The sequence below is a fragment of the Streptomyces diversicolor genome (assembly GCF_057537855.1).
In genome coordinates this window covers 91,054-112,133 of the sequence record NZ_BAAJXA010000020.1, presented here as the reverse complement: position 1 = coordinate 112,133, position 21,080 = coordinate 91,054, and the positions used below count along the sequence as shown (strand labels likewise).

The 21,080-nt window shown below is 71.9% G+C and carries 23 protein-coding genes and 1 pseudogene; 13 read left to right on the top strand and 11 right to left on the bottom strand.

Annotation, left to right across the window (positions count from 1 at the left end; all coding sequences use genetic code 11):
• The first annotated feature begins 220 nt into the window (after nt 1–220).
• Entirely contained in the window at nt 221–493 is a 273-nt protein-coding gene (locus AC27LF_RS24090) for a Rossmann-fold NAD(P)-binding domain-containing protein (RefSeq protein ID WP_479658444.1), read from the top strand.
• A 344-nt stretch (nt 494–837) separates the two neighbouring features.
• On the opposite strand, the gene AC27LF_RS24085 is transcribed toward AC27LF_RS24090, so the two are convergent.
• Complete coding sequence (locus AC27LF_RS24085) at nt 838–1,170, bottom strand: rhodanese-like domain-containing protein (RefSeq protein WP_479658443.1); 333 nt, start codon at nt 1,168–1,170, stop codon at nt 838–840.
• Between the two features lie 100 nt (nt 1,171–1,270).
• Entirely contained in the window at nt 1,271–1,825 is a 555-nt protein-coding gene (locus tag AC27LF_RS24080; protein WP_479658507.1) for an MSMEG_1061 family FMN-dependent PPOX-type flavoprotein, read from the bottom strand.
• A 313-nt stretch (nt 1,826–2,138) separates the two neighbouring features.
• Here AC27LF_RS24080 and AC27LF_RS24075 point away from each other — a divergent pair, with 313 nt between their 5' ends.
• The 4 genes from AC27LF_RS24075 (at nt 2,139) to AC27LF_RS24060 (ending at nt 6,121) form a co-directional block, all read left to right on the top strand.
• Complete coding sequence (locus tag AC27LF_RS24075) at nt 2,139–3,119, top strand: FecCD family ABC transporter permease (protein WP_479658442.1); 981 nt, start codon at nt 2,139–2,141, stop codon at nt 3,117–3,119.
• Between the two features lie 56 nt (nt 3,120–3,175).
• Nucleotides 3,176–4,162: a FecCD family ABC transporter permease gene (locus AC27LF_RS24070; RefSeq protein WP_479658506.1), complete on the top strand. Its 987-nt coding sequence runs from the start codon at nt 3,176–3,178 to the stop codon at nt 4,160–4,162.
• Nucleotides 4,163–4,236: 74 nt separating this feature from the next.
• Nucleotides 4,237–5,055 (top strand): ABC transporter ATP-binding protein, encoded by an 819-nt coding sequence (locus AC27LF_RS24065; RefSeq protein ID WP_479658505.1) that lies wholly within the window; start codon nt 4,237–4,239, stop codon nt 5,053–5,055.
• A 22-nt stretch (nt 5,056–5,077) separates the two neighbouring features.
• The gene (locus tag AC27LF_RS24060; protein WP_479658441.1) at nt 5,078–6,121 is read left to right on the top strand and encodes an iron-siderophore ABC transporter substrate-binding protein; all 1,044 of its coding nucleotides are present in this window, start codon (nt 5,078–5,080) and stop codon (nt 6,119–6,121) included.
• A 629-nt stretch (nt 6,122–6,750) separates the two neighbouring features.
• Here AC27LF_RS24060 and AC27LF_RS24055 read toward each other — a convergent pair.
• The 3 genes from AC27LF_RS24055 to AC27LF_RS24045 all read right to left on the bottom strand — a co-directional run bounded on the left by AC27LF_RS24055 (nt 6,751) and on the right by AC27LF_RS24045 (nt 8,942).
• Complete coding sequence (locus AC27LF_RS24055; protein WP_479658440.1) at nt 6,751–7,572, bottom strand: helix-turn-helix domain-containing protein; 822 nt, start codon at nt 7,570–7,572, stop codon at nt 6,751–6,753.
• A gap of 34 nt (nt 7,573–7,606) precedes the next feature.
• Nucleotides 7,607–7,981, bottom strand: a complete 375-nt coding sequence (locus AC27LF_RS24050) for a nuclear transport factor 2 family protein (protein WP_479658439.1) — start codon at nt 7,979–7,981, stop codon at nt 7,607–7,609.
• Between the two features lie 184 nt (nt 7,982–8,165).
• Entirely contained in the window at nt 8,166–8,942 is a 777-nt protein-coding gene (locus AC27LF_RS24045; protein ID WP_479658438.1) for an IclR family transcriptional regulator, read from the bottom strand.
• Between the two features lie 204 nt (nt 8,943–9,146).
• On the opposite strand from AC27LF_RS24045, the gene AC27LF_RS24040 reads away from it, so the two are divergent.
• From AC27LF_RS24040 to AC27LF_RS24010, 7 genes and pseudogenes are all read left to right on the top strand, one after another.
• Entirely contained in the window at nt 9,147–9,290 is a 144-nt protein-coding gene (locus AC27LF_RS24040; protein WP_479658437.1) for a putative leader peptide, read from the top strand.
• A gap of 321 nt (nt 9,291–9,611) precedes the next feature.
• On the top strand, nt 9,612–10,634 hold the full coding sequence (locus AC27LF_RS24035) for an ABC transporter substrate-binding protein (protein ID WP_479658436.1): 1,023 nt from the start codon (nt 9,612–9,614) through the stop codon (nt 10,632–10,634).
• Between the two features lie 15 nt (nt 10,635–10,649).
• Nucleotides 10,650–11,650 (top strand): annotated as a pseudogene (locus AC27LF_RS24030) (NrtA/SsuA/CpmA family ABC transporter substrate-binding protein).
• Entirely contained in the window at nt 11,647–12,489 is an 843-nt protein-coding gene (locus AC27LF_RS24025; protein WP_479658435.1) for an ABC transporter permease, read from the top strand. Before AC27LF_RS24030 ends, AC27LF_RS24025 begins: the two are co-directional and overlap by 4 nt.
• A complete protein-coding gene (locus tag AC27LF_RS24020; protein WP_479658434.1) occupies nt 12,486–13,229 on the top strand; it encodes an ABC transporter ATP-binding protein in 744 nt (247 codons plus the stop codon). Before AC27LF_RS24025 ends, AC27LF_RS24020 begins: the two co-directional genes overlap by 4 nt.
• Nucleotides 13,226–14,089: an ABC transporter substrate-binding protein gene (locus AC27LF_RS24015; RefSeq protein WP_479658433.1), complete on the top strand. Its 864-nt coding sequence runs from the start codon at nt 13,226–13,228 to the stop codon at nt 14,087–14,089. The genes AC27LF_RS24020 and AC27LF_RS24015 overlap by 4 nt, the downstream gene beginning before the upstream one ends.
• 13 nt (nt 14,090–14,102) lie before the next feature.
• Nucleotides 14,103–15,176, top strand: a complete 1,074-nt coding sequence (locus AC27LF_RS24010; protein ID WP_479658432.1) for an LLM class flavin-dependent oxidoreductase — start codon at nt 14,103–14,105, stop codon at nt 15,174–15,176.
• Nucleotides 15,177–15,603: 427 nt separating this feature from the next.
• Here AC27LF_RS24010 and AC27LF_RS24005 read toward each other — a convergent pair whose 3' ends face one another.
• Together AC27LF_RS24005 and AC27LF_RS24000 are read right to left on the bottom strand one after the other, a co-directional pair.
• Nucleotides 15,604–16,125 carry an SRPBCC family protein gene (locus AC27LF_RS24005; protein ID WP_479658431.1) on the bottom strand — a complete coding sequence of 174 codons (522 nt, stop codon included), beginning with the start codon at nt 16,123–16,125 and terminating at the stop codon, nt 15,604–15,606.
• Nucleotides 16,109–16,471, bottom strand: coding sequence for an ArsR/SmtB family transcription factor (locus AC27LF_RS24000; RefSeq protein WP_479658430.1), 363 nt, complete (start codon nt 16,469–16,471; stop codon nt 16,109–16,111). Before AC27LF_RS24000 ends, AC27LF_RS24005 begins: the two co-directional genes overlap by 17 nt.
• Before the next feature lie 407 nt (nt 16,472–16,878).
• Between AC27LF_RS24000 and AC27LF_RS23995 the strand changes: the two genes are divergently transcribed.
• Nucleotides 16,879–17,298 (top strand): peptidoglycan-binding domain-containing protein, encoded by a 420-nt coding sequence (locus AC27LF_RS23995; RefSeq protein ID WP_479658429.1) that lies wholly within the window; start codon nt 16,879–16,881, stop codon nt 17,296–17,298.
• Between the two features lie 146 nt (nt 17,299–17,444).
• Here the strand turns inward: AC27LF_RS23995 and AC27LF_RS23990 are convergent, their stop codons facing one another.
• From AC27LF_RS23990 to AC27LF_RS23975, 4 genes are all read right to left on the bottom strand, one after another.
• Nucleotides 17,445–17,870, bottom strand: coding sequence for a hypothetical protein (locus AC27LF_RS23990; protein ID WP_479663249.1), 426 nt, complete (start codon nt 17,868–17,870; stop codon nt 17,445–17,447).
• A gap of 130 nt (nt 17,871–18,000) precedes the next feature.
• On the bottom strand, nt 18,001–19,029 hold the full coding sequence (locus AC27LF_RS23985) for a hypothetical protein (RefSeq protein ID WP_479658427.1): 1,029 nt from the start codon (nt 19,027–19,029) through the stop codon (nt 18,001–18,003).
• 116 nt (nt 19,030–19,145) lie between these two features.
• Entirely contained in the window at nt 19,146–19,817 is a 672-nt protein-coding gene (locus tag AC27LF_RS23980; RefSeq protein WP_479658426.1) for a response regulator, read from the bottom strand.
• Nucleotides 19,814–21,001: a sensor histidine kinase gene (locus AC27LF_RS23975; RefSeq protein ID WP_479658425.1), complete on the bottom strand. Its 1,188-nt coding sequence runs from the start codon at nt 20,999–21,001 to the stop codon at nt 19,814–19,816. Before AC27LF_RS23975 ends, AC27LF_RS23980 begins: the two co-directional genes overlap by 4 nt.
• Nucleotides 21,002–21,080 lie beyond the last annotated feature (79 nt).

Below are 21,080 nucleotides of genomic sequence, written 5' to 3'. Positions count from 1 at the left end.
AGCGACAACACCCAAGGACGATCACCACAGATGCCTGGTGATCCGGATGAAGTGAGATGACGGAGATGAGGCTTCTCGTGGCCGGCGCCAACGGCGGCCTGGGCAGGCAGGTGGTCACCCACTCGCGGGAGAGCCACGTGTCTCGGGCCACCGCACCTACGCCCGGGCCAAGCTCGCCGCCGGAGTACTGCTGCGCGAGTTCCACCGCCGCAACCCGGGCGTGGACGCCGGCGACTTCCACCCCGGCACCATGGCCACGGACTTCGGCCGGTACATGGGCCGCACCGGCAGCCTCCTGAAGACCGTCGCCCGCCCGTTCATCGGCACCCCTCGTCAAGGCGCCGAACGGCTGGCCGACCTGGCCGCCCGCCAACAGGCCCTGGTCGGCGCCTACTTCGTCCACACCCGCCGCGCCAAGGGTTCCGCCCAGCTCCACAGCCAGGAGCTCGGCACGGCCCTGTGGGATGCCGCCGACCGCGCGACCGCCGCATAGCGGCACACCGCAAGCGGCTGCCTGGCTCAATGCCAGTACCCCGGATGGCGGAGCGACCGTCCGTGACCAATTCCTCTTTCTCCCTGTCACTGTGCAAGGGCCGCGCCACAGAGCCACCGGGCCGCTCGTCGGATCGCACCCCACGCGCATGCAGCATGCGCGCCTGCCGGAGCCGGTGACCGACCTCGGTCACGCCCGCCCCAAGTACCGGCCGCCCGTCGAGGGCGGGGTCGGTCGCCGCGGCGACCGACGAGCGGGCTCCCTGCGGCGGCGTCCCGGACGTCGTGCGCTGGAAGGCCGTGTGGGTGGTGAGCCAGTGCTGCTTGCGGTGTCAGCACCCCGTGTCACGAAGTGATGAGGGGTCCGCCGGCGGTGCGCCAGTCGATGAGGCCGCGGCTCATGTTGACCGCGTCGAAGCCGTTCTCCACCAGCAGGTTCGCCGCACCGGCGGAGCGGATACCGCCGGTGCAGAAGGTGATGAGCAGGCGGTCGTCGGGCAGCTCCAGGCAGCGTTCGGGCAGCACTTCGAGCGGCATGTGCACGGCGCCGGGGATGTGCACACGGTTCCACTCGAACGCGCGGCGGACATCCACGACGAGCGCGCCGTCCGCGACGAGGCGAACCGCCTCGGCGGCGGTGACGGCCGGTGGCCGTCGGAAGTAGTGCCGGAGACTCATGCGCTCCACGCCTCCCGTCTTATGCGGTCACCGTGACCGGGCTGGGGTGGGACGGTCACGGCACCTCACCCGGTCACGAAGGTTTCAGCCTAACTGTAACTCATGCATGGGGCGCCGTGCCGGGGGCCGCAGGACGCAGAGAGTCGGGCTTGCGCGTGTTCCAGATGCCCGAGCGGCGCAGCGACTGCGGGCAGTGGCGGTAGATCTCGTCGATCTCCAGGACGAGGGCGAGCACGGGCGGGCGGTCGCTCTCGGTCATGGCGTCGAAGAACGGGGCGTCGGTGAGAATGCGGGCCCGTCCGTTGACGCGCAGTACCTCATTGCCACCGGGGATCAGATACAGCAGGCCGGCGTGCGGGTTGTCGAGGATGTTGTGGAAGCTGTCGCCGCGCCGGTTGCCCGGCCGGTCGGGCAGGGCGAGCGTGCCGGAGTCGACGACGTGTGTGAATCCCGGCGCGCCCCCACGCGGAGAGACATCGCAGTCGCCCCGGGAATCGGAGGTGGCCAGCAGGCAGAACGGCGAACGGGTCAGGACGGCCAGGTCCTTGTCGGTGAGCCGGTCGTGGACCTTCTCGATCACCGCGGGTCCGGGCTCGCCCAGCAGAGCGCGCAGTTCGGCGCGTGAGCCCAGTTCGACCCAGCCCTCCTCGGTCATGGCGTCCGGCCCGTTCCCGGAGGTGTCGATCGTCTGCGGCAAGGCCGACTCCCATGGGGTGCGTCGAGCGGGTGGGTGCACGGAGAACACTAGCTGATGTTAGGTTTGCCTTACCTTACAAACCGGAGGCGGTCGATCCGGTGAGTTCGTCTGCCGTTCTACCCGTCTTGAGGAACCCGTACATGCGCCTTCTTCCCGCCCGGCAGCGCCCGTTCCGGCGCGCGACCCGCCGGTGAACGCGCCCGCCGCCACACGGGAGGACCGGACTTCGGTCACACGTGTCGGCCCCCGGCATCGCGGGTCGGCCCTCACGATGGGCCTCTGTCTCCTGGCCGTCCTGCTCCTCGCGGCCACCGCGCTCAGCCTCGCCGTCGGGTCGGGCGACGTCTCCCCGCACGACGTCGTCCACGGCGTCCTGGACCCGGACCGCTCCGTGCGCGGCCAACTCGTCGTCCAGGAAGTCCGGATACCCCGCACCCTGGCAGGTCTGCTGGCCGGCGCCGCCCTCGGTCTCGCCGGCACCGTCATGCAGGGCGTGACCCGCAACCCGCTGGCCGATCCCGGGCTGCTCGGCATCAACGCGGGCGCGGCGGTCGCCGTGGTCTTCGCGATGAGCGTGCTGTCCCTCACCGAACCCGCCCAGTACATCTGGTTCGGCTTCCTCGGCGCCTGCCTGGCGGCCGGACTCGTCTACGGCGTCGCCGGCCTCGGACGCGAAGGGGCGACGCCGGTCAAACTCGCCCTCGCCGGCGCCGCCGCCACCGCGCTGCTCGTCTCCGCCACCGACACCATGCTGCTGTCCGACAGCCAGACCTACGACCAGTACCGCTTCTGGCAGGTCGGCGCCCTCGACGGCCGCGATCTGGACGTGCTCCTCCAGGCGGTGCCCTTCGTGGCCGTCGGCGGCGTGCTCGCCCTCGCGCTCGGGCCGCGGCTCAACAGCCTGGCGCTCGGTGACGACATCGCGCGGGCCCTGGGCCAACGGGTCGCCGTGGCACGCCTCGTCGGCGCGGCGAGCGTCGTGCTGCTGTGCGGGGCGTCGACCGCCGTCGCGGGGCCCATCGGGTTCGTCGGCCTGGCGGTCCCGCACGCCGTGCGGATGATCACCGGCCCCGACCACCGCTGGATCCTGCCCTACAGCGCGCTGCTCGCCCCCGTCCTGCTGCTGGTCGCCGACGTCGTCGGACGCGTGGTCGCCCGCCCCGGTGAGATCCAGGTGGGCGTGGTCACCGCGGCCGTGGGCTGTGTGCCCTTCATCGTCCTGGTCCGCCGACGCGGGAAGGCCGACCTGTGAACGCGTCGACGGCCGGGGCCGCCGCGCGGCTCGGTCGGCTCCGCCGCGCCGGCCGCATCCGCTTCGGTGCCGTCTGCCTCGCCCTGGCGCTCACCGCGCTGGCCGCGCTGCTGCTGTCGCTCATGGTCGGCGACATCGATGTCCCGCCGGCCGACGTACTGGCCGTCCTCACGGGCGGCGGCGACCCGGGCAGCCGGTTCGTGGTGCACGAACTCCGGCTGCCGCGCGCCCTGTTGGCCCTCGTCGTCGGCTGCTGCTTCGGCCTGTCGGGCGCCGTCTTCCAGGCGCTGCTGCGCAACCCACTGGCCAGCCCCGACGTCATCGGCGTCAGCGCAGGCGCGAGCGCCGCGGCCGTCCTGGTGTCCATGGCGTTCGGGCTCAGCGGCCTGGCCCTGTCCGGCGGGGCCCTGGCGGGCGCCCTGCTGGCCGGAACCGCGATCTACCTGCTGGCCTGGCGGCGCGGGGTCGGCGGCGGGAGGTTCGTGCTCATCGGCATCGGCGTCGGCACCGGACTGATCAGCCTGCGCTCCTATCTGATGACACGGGCGGAGGTCACCGAGGCCCAGAACGCGTTCGTGTGGCTGACCGGCAGTCTCAACGGCCGCTCGTGGCCCCACTTCTGGCCGCTGCTCGGCTGTGCCGTGCTTCTGGTCCCGCTCACCCTCGTCGCCTCCCACGGGCTGGCGGCGCTGCAACTCGGCGACGAGGCGGCCGGCGGGCTCGGTGCCCGGGTCGAACGCAGCCGCCTCGCCCTGCTGGCCAGTGCCACCGCCCTCGTGGGCGTCGCCACCGCGGCGGCGGGACCCATCGGCTTCGTCGCCTTCGTCAGTCCGCCGATCGCGCGCCGGCTGCTGCCCGGCCGGGGCGCGGCGCTGGTGCCCTCCGCGCTGACCGGTGCCGCGCTGGTGTGCACCGCCGACTTCGCCGCCCAGCATCTGCTGCCGCACACGCAGTTGCCGGTGGGCGTCGTGACAAGCGTCGTCGGCGCCCCGTACCTGCTGTGGCTGCTCGCCCGCGCCAACCGGGTTGGCCGGGGCGGCTGACCGTGTCCCGTCCGACCCGACCCCACCCCATCTGTCACAAGGAGAGCAGCACGGTGACCCGCAAGGAGAGCACGGTGGCGTCCCCGCACACCCTCGAAACCCGCGGCCTGGGCCTCGGCTACGGGGAGCGAGAGATCATCTCAGGTCTCGACGTCGCACTGCCGCCGGGACGTTTCACCGTCGTCGTCGGCCCGAACGCCTGCGGCAAGTCCACGCTGCTGCGCGCCATGGCGCGGCTGCTGACCCCGACCGCCGGAACCGTCCTCCTGGACGGCCACGACATCCACACCACGTCCACGAAACAGGTGGCCGCCTGCCTCGGCATGCTGCCGCAGAGTCCGGTGGCCCCCGATGCCATCACCGTCGCCGACCTGGTCGGCCGCGGCCGCTACCCGCACCAGGGTTGGTTCCGCCGCTGGACCAAGGCGGACGACGAGGGCGTCGCCGCGGCCATGCTCGCCACCGACGTCCTGGAACTCGCGGACCGGTCGGTGGACGAGCTCTCCGGCGGGCAGCGCCAGCGCGTCTGGATCGCCATGGCGCTCGCCCAGGAGACCGGCATCCTCCTGCTCGACGAGCCCACCACCTACCTCGACATCAGCCACCAGCTGGACGTGCTGGACCTGCTCACCGACCTCAACCGGGAGCGCGGCGTCACCCTCGCCGTCGTCCTGCACGACCTGAACCTGGCCTGTCGCTACGCCGATCACCTGATCGCCATGAAGGGCGGCCGTGTCGTCGCCGAGGGCGCGCCCTCCGCCATCGTGACCGAGTCCCTCGTACGCGAGGTGTTCGGGCTGCGTTCCACCGTGATCCCCGACCCCGGCTCCGGCACACCGATGGTCGTGCCCCTGGGCCGTCACCACATCAGCGCCGCCCCCACCGGGCAGTGAACCGCACACAGAAAGAACCCTCATGCCTCGCACGTCCACGTACCAGACCGCCCGTACCGGGCGCGGCCTGTGGCGCCTGCTCGCCGCTCTCCTGGCCGTAGCGCTGCTCGGTGCCCTCGCCGCCTGCGGCTCCTCCTCGGACGACACCGACTCCAGCTCCGACGCCTCCGACGCCTCCGGTCCGAAGACGTCCGGTGCCTTCCCCGCCGAGGTGAGCACCAAGTTCGGTACCGTCACCGTCAAGTCCCAGCCCAAGAGGGTCGTCGCGCTCGGCTGGGGTGACGCCGAGACCGCCCTCGCCCTCGGCGTGCAGCCGGTCGGCCAGAGCGACTGGCTCGCCTTCGGCGGCGACGGCGTCGGCCCGTGGGCCACGGGCCGGTACGACCGGAGCCCCGAGAAGATCGGCACACTGGAGCCGGAGTACGAGAAGATCGCCGCGCTCAAGCCGGACCTGATTCTCGACGTCAAGTCCAGTGGCGACCAGACCCGGTACGACACCCTGAGCAAGATCGCACCGACGCTCGGCGTGCCCGAGGGCGGGGACCAGTACAAGATCTCCTGGCAGCAGCAGACCACGATGATCTCGACCGCTCTCGGCCTCGCCGACCAGGGCGAAAAGCTCATCTCCGACACCCAGCGGAAGTTCACCGCCGCCGCGAAGGCGCACCCCGAGTTCAAGGGCAGGACGATCACCGTCGGTTCCCGTACCTCGGTCGGCTGGGGCGCCTATGTGAAGGGCACGGACCGGGTCAACTTCGTGCAGCAGCTGGGCTTCACCAACAACCCGAAGGTCGACGCCAAGGCCGGCTCCTCGTTCTCGGTGTCTGTGTCAAAGGAGAACCTGCAGATGCTGGACGCCGACCTCGTCGTGATGGCACCCATCGGCATCGAGGCGTCCAAGATCTCGTCGGACCCGCTCTACACGTCCCTGCCGGCGGTGGAGAAGGGCCACTCCGTCGTCTTCGACGACAAGAACATCAGCCAGGCATTCGCCACCAACTCCGTCCTCTCGGTCGGCTACGCCATCGACAAGGTGGTGCCGCTGTTCGCCGACGCGGTGAAGTGACGGCAGAACAAAGGCCGTCCGAGCCGTGAGCTGCGCCGCGCGTCGCAGGACGCGCGGCGCACCGTGCGTCAGCCGGCACGTCGAACCGCGCGTCAGAAGACTTCGGTCCCGAACACGTATCTGGCGCCCGGCCCGGGCACATGGGCGGTGACCAGCGTACGGAGCCTGTCCACCGCCCGTGCCTTCACGTCGCCCGCGCAGCGAACGTCGAGCGGGCCGTCGCCTGGCCGGGGCCGGGGCCGGGGCGCGCTGGCCGCGCCGCTGGGCGTCGACTGCGTCTCAATTGGCCAGGGGGCGAAGTCGCGCCCTGCGTGGCGGGCCTGATCCAGCAGCGCCGGGGCGACTCCCCGAGGGCCCGATGTGGGAAAAGGGGTTGGGTTCGTCTGGCGGATCGAGGTGGGGCGGGGCCGATGGCGGGGTTGGCGCGGTAGCGGTAGGTCGCGGACGGGGCGGTGGCCGGTGTCGCCGCCGCGTGTGCCGACTCCGTGAGGAAGGCGCGGGTCGGCCCCGAGCCCTGGACCAGGGTGGCCAGAGCGCCGTGCCTCGGTCCCAGCCGCAGCGTGTCCGCCAGTCGGCGGACGCCCTGCCGAGGCGGTATGTCCGAGGCCGTATGTCCGCGGCTGTTGCTTTCAACCGGCTATTGCTGCGAGGCGGTTGGCGTCCGGTGAGTTCGCGGGCACACTGAGGACGACTACGCGCAGGTCGCCTGGCTCTACTGTCAGCACGTCCTTGTCCAGCGTGAAGCGGCCGAGACGCGGGTCGTCGACCGTCAACCTGTCCGGCTGAGGCTGCGGTTGCTCTTCCGCATCCCACAGGCCGGCGAAGTCCTTGCTGATCTTCCGTAAGTCGCGGACGAGGTCGCGCAATTCCGGGTCGTTCGGGTAGCGGGTGGCTGTGGTGTGCAGACCCGCGACGATGGTGGCGCGGAATGCGGTCAGATGCCCGGGAGAGCGGAAGACCGTGGTCGGCGCTTCGGTGAATGTCCGCCAGGCCATGTTGCGATCACGGCCGTCGGCCGTTGCCGCGCCACAGTTGAAGGCCAGCCAGCGGCGGTTGCCGGTCAGCACGTTCCAGGCGGCATCGCACAGGCACGTCGGTGCCTCGGAGAGCCGGTCCAGTATCCGCCGTGCGGAAGGGGTGATCTCCCGAGGCACCCGCCCGCCGTCCGCTCCCTGCCGCCGGGCCCGGCGACCGTGCGGGGCGGCGAACCCGGCGGCGAGCCGAAGCCGCTCATGGTCGTCACGGTCCACTCGCAGTGCTCTTGCCAGGGCGTCGACCATGCTCACCGACGGCTGTCGACGGCCCTGTTCCAATCGCTTCAGGTGCTCTTCCGACACACCCGCCAGGTCGGCGAGTTCGCTCCGGCGTAATCCAGAAACACGCCGTCTGGCGGGCCCGGAAGGCAGACCGGCGACGTCCGGAGTCAGCCGTTCCCGGAAGGTGCGCAGCATCGCACCGAAGTCGCTGTCTCGATCCACGTCATCATTATGCCGACGGCGCGTCCACAGGCTCCATGTAGAAGCGTGTCCGGACGATCACGTCGCCCTCGACGACCGTGATGATCACACCTCGCTGGTGGAACCGAGCACCGTCTCGTTCGGTGCCCACGAACTCCCACTCCGCCCAGACCTCGTCGCCGGCATGCGCGTGTGCGGTCACCGAGACCTTGATGTCCGGGCGAGCCTCGAACATCATCTCCCAGGTGCGCCGCACGTTCTCCCGCCCGGTGAACGAACGGGCCGGGTGCGCGGGCCAGATGGTGTCGTAGTCGGGTGCGAAGCACTCGACCAGGGCGTCGATGTCGTGCTTGTTCATCGCGTCGACCAGGCGGTCGATCACAGGAAGAGCCGGAAGCGCCATGTGTCCTCATTGCTGATCGTTGGGTGGAGCTCGACGCTAACAGCGACAACGGTCGTCGTGCCTGGGCCAAGATGTACCCCTCAGTCGGGTCCGCAGGGTCCTCCTTCCGCAGTCGAAGAGCGGTGGCCGTGCTGCCGCGGCATTGCTCTCCGTGTCCGAGGGGGGCCGCCGCAGGTCGCGTGGGTCACGGGGTGGCGGCGGCCGTGTTGCGCTGCGACGGCGGCAGCAGCAGGACCTCCAGCGCCCTCGCGCACGTCCGCGCCTGTTCGAGGAACCACTCGACACGGTCACCGGCGATGAGATCGGGTGTGCCCCGCACGGCGAGCGCGAACCGCGCCGACCCCAGGTGGTCGAGGACGGGCACGGCGACGGTGCGGACACCCAGGGCGGACTCGCCGTCGTTGAGGGCGTACCGCTGCGCGCGCACCCGCTCCAACTCCTCGGCCAGCCGCTCCCGGTCGACGATCGTGCGGTCGGTGAACGCCCGCAACGCAGGGAGCGACTGCGTACCCGCCTCTCCCGGGCGTGGCCACGCCAGCAGGACCTTGCCCAGCGCGGTGGAGTGCAGCGGGCGGCGCAGACCCACCTTCGGGGTGACCGAGCCGCCGGCCACGATCACCGCGTGCGGGCCGCCGCGCAGCGCCAGGTCGGCGGTCGCGCCGGTGCGCCGGGCCAGGTCGGCGAGTTCGGGCGACGCCAGGTGCAGCCCGCGCTGGTGGTAGGAGAGCCGGCCGAGTTCGGTCACGGCGGGGCCGAGCCGGTAGCGGGCGGTACGCGGGTCCTGCTCCAGGAACCCGGCGCCCAGCAGGGTGCGGGCCAGCCGGTGCGCCGTGGACGTGGACAGACCGAGCCTGCGGGAGATCTCCGAGGCGCTGAGGTCGGGGGCGTTGTCGTGGAAGCAGTGCAGCACGTCGAGCGCCCGCCGCACCGCCTGGGCCCCGGCGACCCGAGTCTGCGTCACGGCTCCCTCCACCTCCCGGTCATCGGTTTCCCCTCGCCCGCCCGGGCCTCGGCGCAGGCGGTTGCGAACCCGGTTCCGGCCCCTCGGACGGCTTCGAGATTCCCATATCGCGGCAAGCCGGAATGCCCCCCGCTCTCTGCTGAAACAGTCTGTTCACGCTCGTTCCCACATCATGGGAAGCCGCTTGCCGCCCGCTCGCGACACATGTCAGGCTGCGGTCACGCCGCCGGAACGGGTCCGGCGCGGGTCAGCGGAAGGGGCGCAGCGATGCACGTCATGGCCACGCCCCCGCTGACCGTGCGCCGCCACGTCGACCTCGGCCGCGTCGCCAGCGCCGTCTGTCGCTGACCGGCAACCGCGAGGTCCCCGCGGCTCTCTGCGGTCGTCCCTCGCGGCCCCGCTGCCCCGCGCCGCCACCCCGTGACGTCGGCGCACGGCCCACCCCGCCGTGCCTGGCCCTCGTGACAGCCGCCACGCCTGACGGCGGCACACCCCGCACCGAGCCGGCCGACATCTCCGTGCCTCACCTCCTCGCCGCGCCGGCCCGTGTGCTGCCCGCCGGCCCGCCGCACCGCCCGGCAGGCGTGCCGGCGGCGGGCGAAGCGCCCCGCCCGCACCCGCCTCCCTCTCGCCGCCGCAGCGGTGAGCAGCCCTCCGGGGAAGGAACCCATGACCCACCCGCCCCTGCCCGAGACCCTGTGGTTCACCCGTTGTCCGGTGCCCACCGCGACCGGTATCGCCGCCGACCGGCGGTGGCTGGCCGAGGAGTTCATGCCGGAGGGGATCGCCGTGCGGTCCCTTCAGGACGCCGGGTCCGACGTCGGCGCGGACCTCCGTGGCACCCACTACACCCACGAACTGCCCGCGTTGTTCCGGGAGGGTGGCAACGTGCCTGCCCTGTGGGCCCGTTCACGCGGAGCCGAGACCCGGCTGATCGGCCTGACCTGGATCGAGGAGCGCCAAGTCGTCCTGGTCCGGCCCGGATCCGGGATCCGGGGTGCCGCCGCCCTGCGCGGGCTGCGGCCGGCCCTGCCGCGGCACTCCGTTCCCATCGACTTCTGGCGGGCCATGGCGCTGCGCGGCTTCGAGGGCGCGCTCGCCTCCGCCGGACTCGGTCTCGACGACACCCGGCCGGTCGACGTGCCCGCCGCCGGCCACACCGGGCAGTGGCAGGCCGAACTGGCCGCGCTGGCCCGCGGTGACGTCGACGCCGTGTACGTCAAGGGCGCCGTCGCCGTCGAGGCGGCGCGGCGGGCCGGTGCCGAGGTCGCCGTCGAACTCGACCGACTGCCCGACCGCCGCCACCGCGTGAACAACGGCACCCCGCGCCCCATCACCGTCCACCAGCGGCTGCTCGACGAACACCCCGACCTGGTCGACCGGTTCCTCGCGGTGCTGCTGCGCGCCGCGGACTGGGCGGCCGGGCAACCGGACGAGGTCGCCCGCATCCTGGGCGCCGAGACCGGCGCCGGAACCGAGGGTGTGCGCGGCGCCTACCGCCCCGGCACCCACCGCACCCTGCACCCCGACCTCTCCGTCGAACGCCTCTCCCTGCTGGCCCTCCAGGAGACGGCGCTGCGCGGGCACGGCTTCCTGGCCGGGCCCGTCGACGTCCACACCTGGGCCGATCCGGAACCCCTGCGCCGAGCCCGCCACCGGCTCGCCGAGCCCATGTCCCGCCCCGCTCTCTGAACCCGTAGGACTGCCATGCGCGCCTCCAGACTCCTTGCCGCCGCACTCGCCACCCTCACCGCGCTCGCCGCCCTGACCGCCTGCGGCACCTCGCAGGCCGACACCGGCCCGAACTCCGCCGCCACGGTCACCGTCCGCATCCCCGATCCCGGCAACTCCGGTGTGCTCGCGGTCGGCAAGAAGGACGGCTCGCTCGCCAAGGCCCTCGCCAAGGTGCACGCCAAGGTCGCCTGGACCGGCAGCGCGGGTCCCTTCGCGCCGGCCGCGCAGGCCCTCAACGCCGACCAGCTCGACATCGCCACCGGCTCCATCACCTCCGGCATCACCTCACTGGCGCAGAACCCCGGTTCAAGTTCTTCACCGCCACCGCACCCGACGGGGCCGGCGAGGGCATCCTCGTCAAGAACGGCTCCTCGATCGCGTCCGTCAAGGACCTGATCGGCAAGAAGGTCGCCGTCAACCAGGGCGGGACCGGTGAGTATCTGCTGCTGAAGGCCCTGGAGAAGGCGGGTGTCCCCGAGGACGAGGTCGAACGGGTCTATCTGCGGCCCGACCAGACGGCGGCCGTCTTCAACAGCGGCAAGGTCGACGCCTGGGCGGTGTGGGCGACGTACTCCGTGGCCGAACTCGGCACCGGCAAGGCGCACTTCCTCACCGACGGTGCGGCCATCGGCTCCGACAACTACAGCCTGAACGCCGTGCGCACCGCCTTCGCTGACAAGCACCCCGAGGTGGTCAAGGCTCTTTACACCTATCTGCACGAGGGCAGCGTCCGGCAGAAGCAGAACCCAGCTGCCTACCTGAACGTCACCACCGACGCCGGCCCCCAGGCGCTCACCGGCGAGGCGAAGCGCGTACAGACCGGGTTCACGTCGAAGGGCGGGACCGTCGAGCCGATCACCGCCGCCGACATCACACGGTTCAAGGCCGTCGCCCGTTTCTACGCCGAGCACAAGGTCACCCGCACCGAGGTCGACGTCGCCGCCCATCTCATCGACGTCACCGAGCTGTCATGACCGCCGTCCAGGACATCCCGGCCGCGCCGGCCGGCAAGCGGGACCTGGTGTCGCCCCGGCCCGTCGCCCGACGCCCACGGCCGCGCCGGTTCAGGGCGGCCGTACGCGCCCTCGGGCCGCTCGCCCTGCTCGTGCTCTGGTGGGCCGCCTCGGCGACCGGCGCCCTCACCCCGGACGTGCTCGCCTCACCCGCCGACGTGGTCCGCGCGGTCGGCGAACTGTGGGGCAACGGCCAACTGCCCGACGCGCTCGCCACCTCCCTGACCCGCTCCGGCCTCGGCCTGCTGCTCGGTCTCGCCGTCGGCCTCACGGCCGGCGTCGTCACCGGTTTCACCCGCCTCGGCGACGAACTGCTCGACTCCACCATGCAGACCCTGCGGACCATTCCGTTCCTGTCCCTGGTCCCGCTGTTCATGGTGTGGTTCGGCATCAACGAGACCGCGAAGATCCTGCTGATCGCCGTCGCCACCACCTTCCCGATGTACGTCTCCACCTCAAGCGGCGTCCGCAGCACCGACGCCCGGCTGGTGGAGGCCATGCGCAGCTTCGGCATGAGCCGGTTCGCGATCGTCCGCGAGGTCGTCCTGCCCGGAGCGCTGCCCGCGCTGCTCGCCGGGCTGCGGCTGTCGATGACGCTCAGCGTGATCGCGCTGATCGCCGCCGAGGAGATCAACGCCACCGCCGGCATCGGCTACCTGATGGCCCAGGCGCAGAGCTACGCCCGTACGGACGTCCTCGCCGTGTGCATCCTCGTCTACGGCCTGCTCGGCCTGCTCGCCGACGCGTTCGTGCGCCTGCTGGAACGGGTGCTGATGCCATGGCGGGGGGCGCAGCGATGACCACCGCGGCCGGCACGACGGCCACCACCGCCGTCCACGTCCGCTCCCTCGTCAAGGCGTTCGCCGACCGGACCGTCCTCGACGGCCTCGATCTCACCATCGGGCGCGGCGAGTTCGTCGCCCTGCTCGGCGCGAGCGGCAGCGGCAAGACCACCCTGCTGAGGATCCTCGGCGCCCTCGACGGCGCCGACGCGGGCGAGGTGCTGGTCCCCGAGACCCGCACCATCGTCTTCCAGGAACCGCGGCTGATCCCGTCCAAACGGGTGCTGGCCAACGTCGTCGTCGCCCTGCCGAGGACCGCCCCGGACCGGGGGCGCCGCGCCCTCGCCGAGGTCGGCCTTGAGAGCCACGCCCGCGCCTGGCCCGCCACCCTGTCCGGCGGCGAGGCCCAGCGCGTGGCGCTCGCCCGAGCCCTGGTCCGCGACCCCGAACTCCTCCTCCTTGACGAGCCGTTCGCCGCCCTGGACGCCCTGACCCGGCTGCGCATGCAGGATCTGGTCGGCGAGCTGTGCCGGGTCCACCGGCCCGCCGTGCTGCTCGTCACCCACGACGTGGACGAGGCCGTACGGCTCGCCGACCGCGTCTGCGTCCTGCGGGAGGGCCGGCTCGTCACGGACGAGACCGTCGACGTCCCGCGTCCGCGCGATTCCGGCGACCCGGCCTTCACCGCCCTGCGCCGCCGTCTGCTCACCGACCTGGGCATGCCGCCCACCACCACACCACCGGAGCGTTCCGCATGACCGTCACCATCGGCGTCCACAACAGCAACCCCACCCTCTACTACCTCTCCCGTCTCGACCATGCCGCCGAGGAACTCGCCACGGTGGGAGAGACCGTCGTCTTCCATCCCTACACGGACGGCGTGCGCACCGGGCGGCTGCTCTCCGAGGGCGTGATCGACTTCGGCGGCACCGGCTCCACCCCGCCCATCACCGCCCAGGCCGCCGGGCACGACATCGTCTACGCCGCCGTCTCCGCCCCGCGCCCCGACCACGGCGCCCTCCTCGTCACCGAGGACAGCCCCGCGCGGACGGTCGCCGACCTCAAGGGCGGCACCGTGCACCTGGCCATCGGCTCCTGGCAGACCCACCTCGTCGCCAAGGCCCTCGACGACGCCGGACTGTCGTACGCCGAGGACATCACCCCCGTACGCGGCGGCGAGGACAGCGAGAGGCTGCTGCGCGAGGGCGCCATCGCCGCCTGGGTCGCCCAGGGCCCGCACCTGGCGGCGGCCCTGCGCGCCGGGGGCGTGCGGAGCCTGGTCCGCACCGGCGATGTCATCACCGACCGCTCGGTGTTCTTCACCCGGCGGGACCTCGCCGAGCAGCGGCCCGAGGTGGTCGAGGCGCTGGTCCGTGCCCTCGGCCGGGCCGACGCCTGGGCGAAGGCCCATCCGCGCGAGGCCGCCGCGATCGCCGCCGACCACCAGGGCGGCACGGTCGACGACTGGGAGACCGCCCTGCGCGCCCTGCCCTGGCACATCGAGGACGTCAGCGACGCGTTCCTCGCCGAACAGCAGCAGGCCGCCGACGTCTTCGTCCGCACCGGGTTCATCGAGGGGCCGGTCACGGTCGCCGACGCCGTCGCCCGACGGGACTGAGGGGAGAACGCACATGGCGTCGGAAGTCCTCTGGTACATCATCCCGCGCGAGGGCGCCTACCCCTGGGAGCCCGAGGGGCGGCGCCCGGTCGACCTCGGCTACCTGCAACAGCTCGCCGGCACCGTGGAACGGCTCGGCTTCAGCGGGGCGCTGCTCGCGACCGACCTGTACGACGTGTGGCCGCTGGGCAGCGCACTCGCCGCCGCCACCAGCATCCGCTTCCAGCCGCTGCTCGCCGTCCACCCCGGTCTGATCGCCCCGACCCTGCTCGCCAAGATGGCGCTCACCTTCGACACCCTCTTCGGCCCCCGCCTGCGCTTCAACGTCGTCAACGGCTCGACGACGACACTGCGCGAGTACGGCCTGCATGTGGAGCACGACGCACGCTACGAACTGAGCGCCGAGTACTGGTCGATCGTCAAACGGCTCACCGCCGGTGAGGTCTTCGACCACAAGGGCCGCTTCTACGATCTGAAGAACGCGGGTGGTTCCTTCGGCGACCTCGGTCCCGTGCGGCGCCCGCACGTCCCGCTCTGGTTCGGCGGCTCCTCCGCGCCGGGCATCGAGATGGCCGCCGAGCATGTCGACGTCTATCTCACCTGGGGCGAGCCGCCGCACCTGCTGAAGGAGAAGCTGGACCGGGTGCGCGAACGCGCGGCGGCCCACGGCCGCACCCTGCGCATCGGCCTGCGCCTGCACCTGATCGTCCGCGACACCGAGGACGAGGCGTGGGCGGCGGCCGACCGGCTGCTCGACGTCACCAGCGAGGCGACGTACGCCCGGCAGCTCGGCGACCGCGCCGGGGAGGACGGCGTCGGCTGGCAGCGGCAGTTCCGCCAGCACGGCGGCCGGGTACCGGCCAGGGCCCGTGAGCTGGAGGTCCACCCGAACCTGTGGCCGGGCATGAGCCTGTTCCGGCCGGGCCCCGGCACCGCGGTGGTCGGCTCCGCCGCCCAGGTGGTGCGGCGCCTCAAGGAGTACGAGGACTTGGGCGTCGACACCTTCATCCTGTCGGCCAACCCCCTGCTGGAGGAGGCGTACCGGGTGGCGGAGACCGTCCTGCCCGCGCTGGGCGTCCGCACCTGATCCTAACCGCGGTGCGCGGCCAGGCCCCGCCCGGCCCGGGCGCCGCGGCCACGCCACGACTCCAGCAGCGCCCTCAGCCTGCGAACGCTCACGCTGGTCCGGATCGCCGTGTACGACGTGGTCGCTGCCCGCGGGGCCGCCGCGCGAGCCGCGCACGGTCGGGGCCCGTACCGCGCGTGCCGCGCCGCTGCTCGGCGCTGTGCACCTCCTTGAGGGCACCGTCCCGCGCGAGCGGATCGTGCTGGAGCACGTGGGACCGCCGTCCGTCCGCCTGGCGCAGGCGGAGTCGGGCGGCATCCGGCCGTCGTCATGATGCGTCCGTGCGGGTCTGGTCGAGGCAGAGAAGGCGTCCTCGGCTCCGGCACGGGCGCGGGTGCCATGAAACCGTCGAGCGACATCGTGACGCTGAGGAACACCTTCCCGGCCATCAGCTCTCCGCTTCCCCTGGTGCGCTCTCGTTCCGGGTGAGTTCGGCGACGTAGAGCGCCAGGTTGCGCAGGGTCTGCTCGCCGCCCTCGATCGCGTGGTACTTGTCCACCGCCTCGTCGCGGAGTTCCTTGGTGGGGAACACCGTGCGCATCACGATCCGGGTCTCGTCGCCGGCCTGCTCGAAGGTCAGGACCGACTCGAAGGCGTTGGGGTCGTCGCGGGACTCGCCGTGCACCAGCATGATCCGCTCCGGCGGGACGATCTCCTGCCAGGTGATCCACTCCTGGTAGTCGGTGCCGTCCGGCCCGTGCATCACGAAGTCCCAGGTCCCGCCGACGCGGAACTCGAAGGACCGCGTGGTGGTGGAGAAGCCCTCTGGCCCCCACCACCGCGACAGGTGCCGGACCTGCGTGAACGCCGTGAACACCAGCTCCCGTGGGGCGCCGATGGTCCGGGAGATCACGATCTCGCGGGCCGCGGTCGTGTGGTCGGGCTCGCCGCCGCTACTGGTCGTCGTCATCCGGTGGTTCCTCCTGCCTTGCCTGTTTCAGGTCTCGCACGTACTCGTCCAGCCGGTCGAAGCTCTCGCTCCAGAACCGCTCGAAACCGCCCAGCCACTCGTGGACGGGGCGCAGCCCGCGGGCGTCCAGGCCGTACAGCCGCTGCTTGCCCTCCCCACGGACCCGCACCAGCCCGACCTCCCGGAGCACCCGCAGGTGCTTGGACGCCTGCGGCTGGCTCATCCCCAGGTCCCGCGCCAGTTCGGTCACGGGCCGCTCGCCGGCCCGCAGCAGCGCCAGGATCTCCCGCCGCTGCGGCTCGGCGATCGCATTGAACGCGTCCGAGGTCGTCGCCGCTCGTGCCATGGAGCCATCATATGCCTATATCGGAATGCGTCAACGCCTGCATGACCGAGACGGCAGGTTCAGAGTGTCCCGCTCGACCGCTGCCTGGCTCCGAGCCAGCCGTACCGCTCCATGGCACGACGGGGGCCCGTCGTGCAGCCGGCTGTTCTTCCACGCCTCCCACCGTCCCCAGCCCCCTCTGTCCGGCCACCCGGGCGATGCCCCACGGTGCTTGAAGCGTCCCAGGGACGCATCACCCTCCATGACGTCCCAGCAGGTCAGAGCGCATGACGTCCCACAATGTCCCGGGAGCACCCAACTCACTGGTGCAGCCGACGTTTTGGCCAGCATCCTCGGTGGGGCAAGCCGGCGGCGCGATTCACCCCGTGCCGCCTTCACTGACCACACGGGGAAGGAACTCCCACGACATGAACGCACGCAAGCGCATGGCCGTCGCCGTCGCCACCGCTGCCCTGGGCGGTCTCGCCGTCGTCCCGACCGCCGAGGCCGCTACCACGAGCGCGAGTCACCAGCCCGCCCGCACCGCGACCGCCGCCGCGGTCCACAGCGACAGGACCGCGGGCAGTTGGACCTGCAACTACTACCACGGCAACTCGAAGGTCCTCAGGAACGGCTCGAAGGGCAAGGCCGTCAAGGAGGCGCAGTGCCTGCTGAAGCTCCACTGGAAGACACCCAAGGGCAAGCATCTGTCGATCGACGGCAAGTACGGCACGAAGACCGCGGCGGCCGTGCGTGAGTTCCAGCACCGCGTGAACAAGAACCAGCACGCGGGTATCCCGGTGGACGGCATCGTCGGCCCGAAGACCTGGAAGTGGCTGCGCTACTAGGGTGTGCGCGGGGGAATACCGCTGGCGGTGCGCCCTTCCGGGGGAGGGCGCACCGCCTGCGGTGTGCTGTCCCCGCTCCTGTCGAACCGGCGTCTGGCCGCCGTCATCGGCGTCATCAGCGAAGCCGCTCCACGTAGCCGCGCCGGTCACATGCCGGCGAGGCGCTGGACGTTGGTGATTTTGCAGGTGACGTCCGTGGTGGTCTGGGCCGTCCCGTCGGCCGTTTCCTTCGCCTGTTGGTTCGCCGCCAGGCTGTTCGCGATTGCGGCGCCCTCCGCCACCCTCGTCCCACCGCCGTCGACGAACTCAAGCCGAATGGTGTAGGTCGCCGTGTCGCTGCCGTGGTTGGTCACCGTGAGTTCGGCCTTGGGGATCTTCGTGGTGGCGTCGACCGTGCAGGAGTCGATCGCCACGTCAGCCGAGGCCGACGTGTCCTTGCCGACGCCGGCCGTCGGAGCGCCGGTGGCGGCAGTGACCGACGGGGGAATGGCGGTCGGTGTGCTGTCGTCGCCGCCGGTGACAGCGCGACCGTCGCCGGACGAACACGCGGTGACAACGGCCAGGGCGGCCACGGCGAGCAACGCCGCCGTGGACATGGTCCTTGTTCGGATGTGCAACGGACCTTCTCTTCCTCTGCAGGGGCCCGATGGCAGGGTCGGGCGGTCAGCGGCTGGCGCGTTTCCAGCGCGATTCCAGGGAGACCTATCGAACCGAGACCTCGGGGTCGGGTCTCGCGCCGGTCAGCAGCGGCCCGAGGTCCCCGCTCGCCCAGGCGTCGAACAGCACTCGCGTCGAACCGGTGGGCCGCGCGGTCAGCCGTACGACATGGGAGGGGCCGCCGATGACCTTGGCCCGCGGCTGGGTGAGGAGGTTCGACCAGGGCTCTGCGGACAGGGCGGAGGTCGTCGACTTCACCCGGCCCGGCCAGGCCGACGCGATCGCCTCTGCCGCGTCCTGGCTCCCCGTCGTCATACACACGACCTCCGTGGCATCGGTCCCGGACGACCCCGCGACGCCGACGCCCAGCGGTGTGGCCGCGATCTTCACGTCGAATCCGATCTGTGCGGCCTTGACCTGGCCGAGGCAGTCCGCGATGCCGCCGACGGCCTCGTTGTCGGCCAGCGACTTGGTGCCGGGGAGCGCCTGGTCGATGTCCGCGCTCGCTCCTCCGTAGACGATGCGTTGTGATGAGACCCGTACGACGTTCAGCGCGGTGACGATGCCCAGCTGCGCGAGCGGATCCTTCTCGTCGATCTTGTGGTGGTCGCGGATGATCCAGGTCGTCTCTCCGCCGGCGAGGTCGTGCTTCGCGTACCCGAGCTTCCGGAGCTTCGAGCCGATCGCCGTCGTATCGAAGGACCCGAACAGGAAACCCACCGGGTCGGGCGGATAGCCGACCGAGAGGGCGGTGGTCCGAGCCGCGAACGGATCGATGCCGGTCAGTTCGGGCAGCAGCGCCGCGGCATCGGCCAGTTTCGGCTCGCCGTATCCGAGCAGCGGGTCCGGCTTCGAGCCGGACCCGCCGTCGCTCCGGGAGCGGATTGCGGCGACGTCGCCGAACTCGATCCAGTCTTGCGTCAGATGGGCGTCCTGCACGCGGCTCAGCGCGGTGACCAGTGCGGTTCGCGGTCTCTTGCCGTCATCGTCGCTCTTCGCCGCGCCGCTCGTGCCGCAGCCGCTCGCGACGACGACCGACAGGACCGCGCATCCTGCGCTGACCCACCGCGCCACATGGGATCGTCCTGGCTTCAAGAATCTGCCCCCGACCTCGATGATCTGAACTCAGATTCATGAGGTTACATCATCCATTCATATGAGCTGAGCCCTGCCCGGTGGCCCAGCCGGGGTCAGCCGCCGCCAGGGCGCACCAGGCCGTGGTCGAAGGCGAAGACGACGGCGTGGACGCGGTCGCGCAGGGCGAGTTTGTCCAGGACACGTGTGACGTGTGTCTTCACGGTCGCCTCGCCGATGTGGAGGCGCGACGCGATCTCCGCGTTGGACAGGCCGCGGCCGAGCAGGAGCAGGACATCGTGTTCGCGTCCCGTGAGCCGGGACAGGCGACGGGTGATCTCCGGCTGGGGTGCGGCCGGGGTCGCGCGGGCGAACTCGGCGAGCAGGCGGCGGGTTATCGACGGGCCGAGAAGGGCCTCTCCGGCGGCGAGGGTGCGGATGCCGTCGATGAGGACTTCCGGCGGGCTGCGTTTGAGGAGGAAGCCGCTGGCGCCGGCGCGAACGGCGTCGAAGACGTACTCGTCGAGCTCGAAGGTGGTCAGGATCAGCACTCTGGGTCCGCCGTGCTCGGCGGCGCCGGTGACCTGCCCGGTCGCGGCCACTCCGTCGAGCAGCGGCATCCGTACGTCCATGAGCACCACGTCCGGTGCCGTGGCCGCGGCCAGCCGGACCGCTTCCCGGCCGTCGGCGGCCTCGCCGACCACGGTCAGGTCGGGCTGGGTCTGTAGCATCATCCGCAGGCCCGCGCGCATCAGGTCCTCGTCGTCGGCGAGAAGGACACGGATCACGAGGGCTCCTCCTTCGAGGCGAGCGGCTTGTGCGGGGTGCGCGGCTTTCGCAGCCGGGCCGGCCTCTTCGACGGCGTCGGCATGTCGAGCGGGATCACGGCGGCCACGCGCCAGCCGCCCCCGTCGCCCGGGCCCGCCTCAAGGCTGCCGCCGAGGACGCTGACGCGTTCCCGCATCGCCGTCAGCCCCCGCCCGCCGCCCGGCCGGTGCGCCGCGGCGCCGGGCCCGTCGTCCGTGACCACCACACCGACCGCACCGTCCTTCACATCGACGGTGACGACGGCCCGGGCCGGGCCCGCGTGGCGGACGATGTTGGTCAGCGCCTCCTGGGCGATGCGGCCGACCGCGTGCGCAACCGGCGGGACCAGGCGCTCCAGCAACCGCGGTTCGCACAGGCGCAGTTGAACGGTGACGTCGGCGGGCAGACGAGCCACCATCGCCCGGAGTGAGGCGTCGAGGTCGTAGCCGTCGGTGAGCAGGCCGAGGATCCGGTCGAGGTCGGTCATCGCGCTCCGCCCGACCTCCTCGATCCGCGACAACGCCTCGCGCACGGGCGGCGCCTGGCTGCCGAGGGTGAGCCGGGCGGCCCCGGCGTGGGTGACCATCACGGTCACCGCGTGGCCGACCGCGTCGTGCAACTCCCTGGCCATCCGGGCTCGTTCCGCCGAGACGGCCTGCTCGCTCTCGCGGGCCCGCAGGGTGTCGCGCGCCTCGCGACGCGCCCGTCCGGCGGAGCCGGTGATCCAGGCCACCGTGTGCACGGCGAGTGCGGGCACGAAGGCGTTCTGGTCGCCGGCGAGTGCGGCGACGGCCACGAGGGCGGGCGGCGCCGCGCACTCGACGGCTCGCCCGACCGGCCGGGTCTGCACCACAAGCGTGAGGGCGAGCGCGGTCGCCAGCGACACGTTCGTGACCTCCGCGCCCGCTGCGACCGCTGTCACGGTCGCCGCCCCGGCCGCCCACACCGCACACAGCGGCGCGAACCGTCGCCCCGCGATCGCCACGAACCACACCATCGCGCAGCCGCGTTCGGCGATCCCGCCGGACAGCACCGAGGCCGTGTGGTTGGACGGCCCGATGGCGATGACCGCCGACAGGTACGCGGTGACCATGTCGAGCAGCACCCACAACGGCCCCCGGTCCACGGCCCGGTCGGGCCGTCGTCTTCTCCACCACTCCCCCACGGCGACCAGGCTAGAGACCGCTTCGTGCCCCTCGCGTCCACCTGCGGGCGGACATCGCGTCCGCCCGCGCGGGGATGCG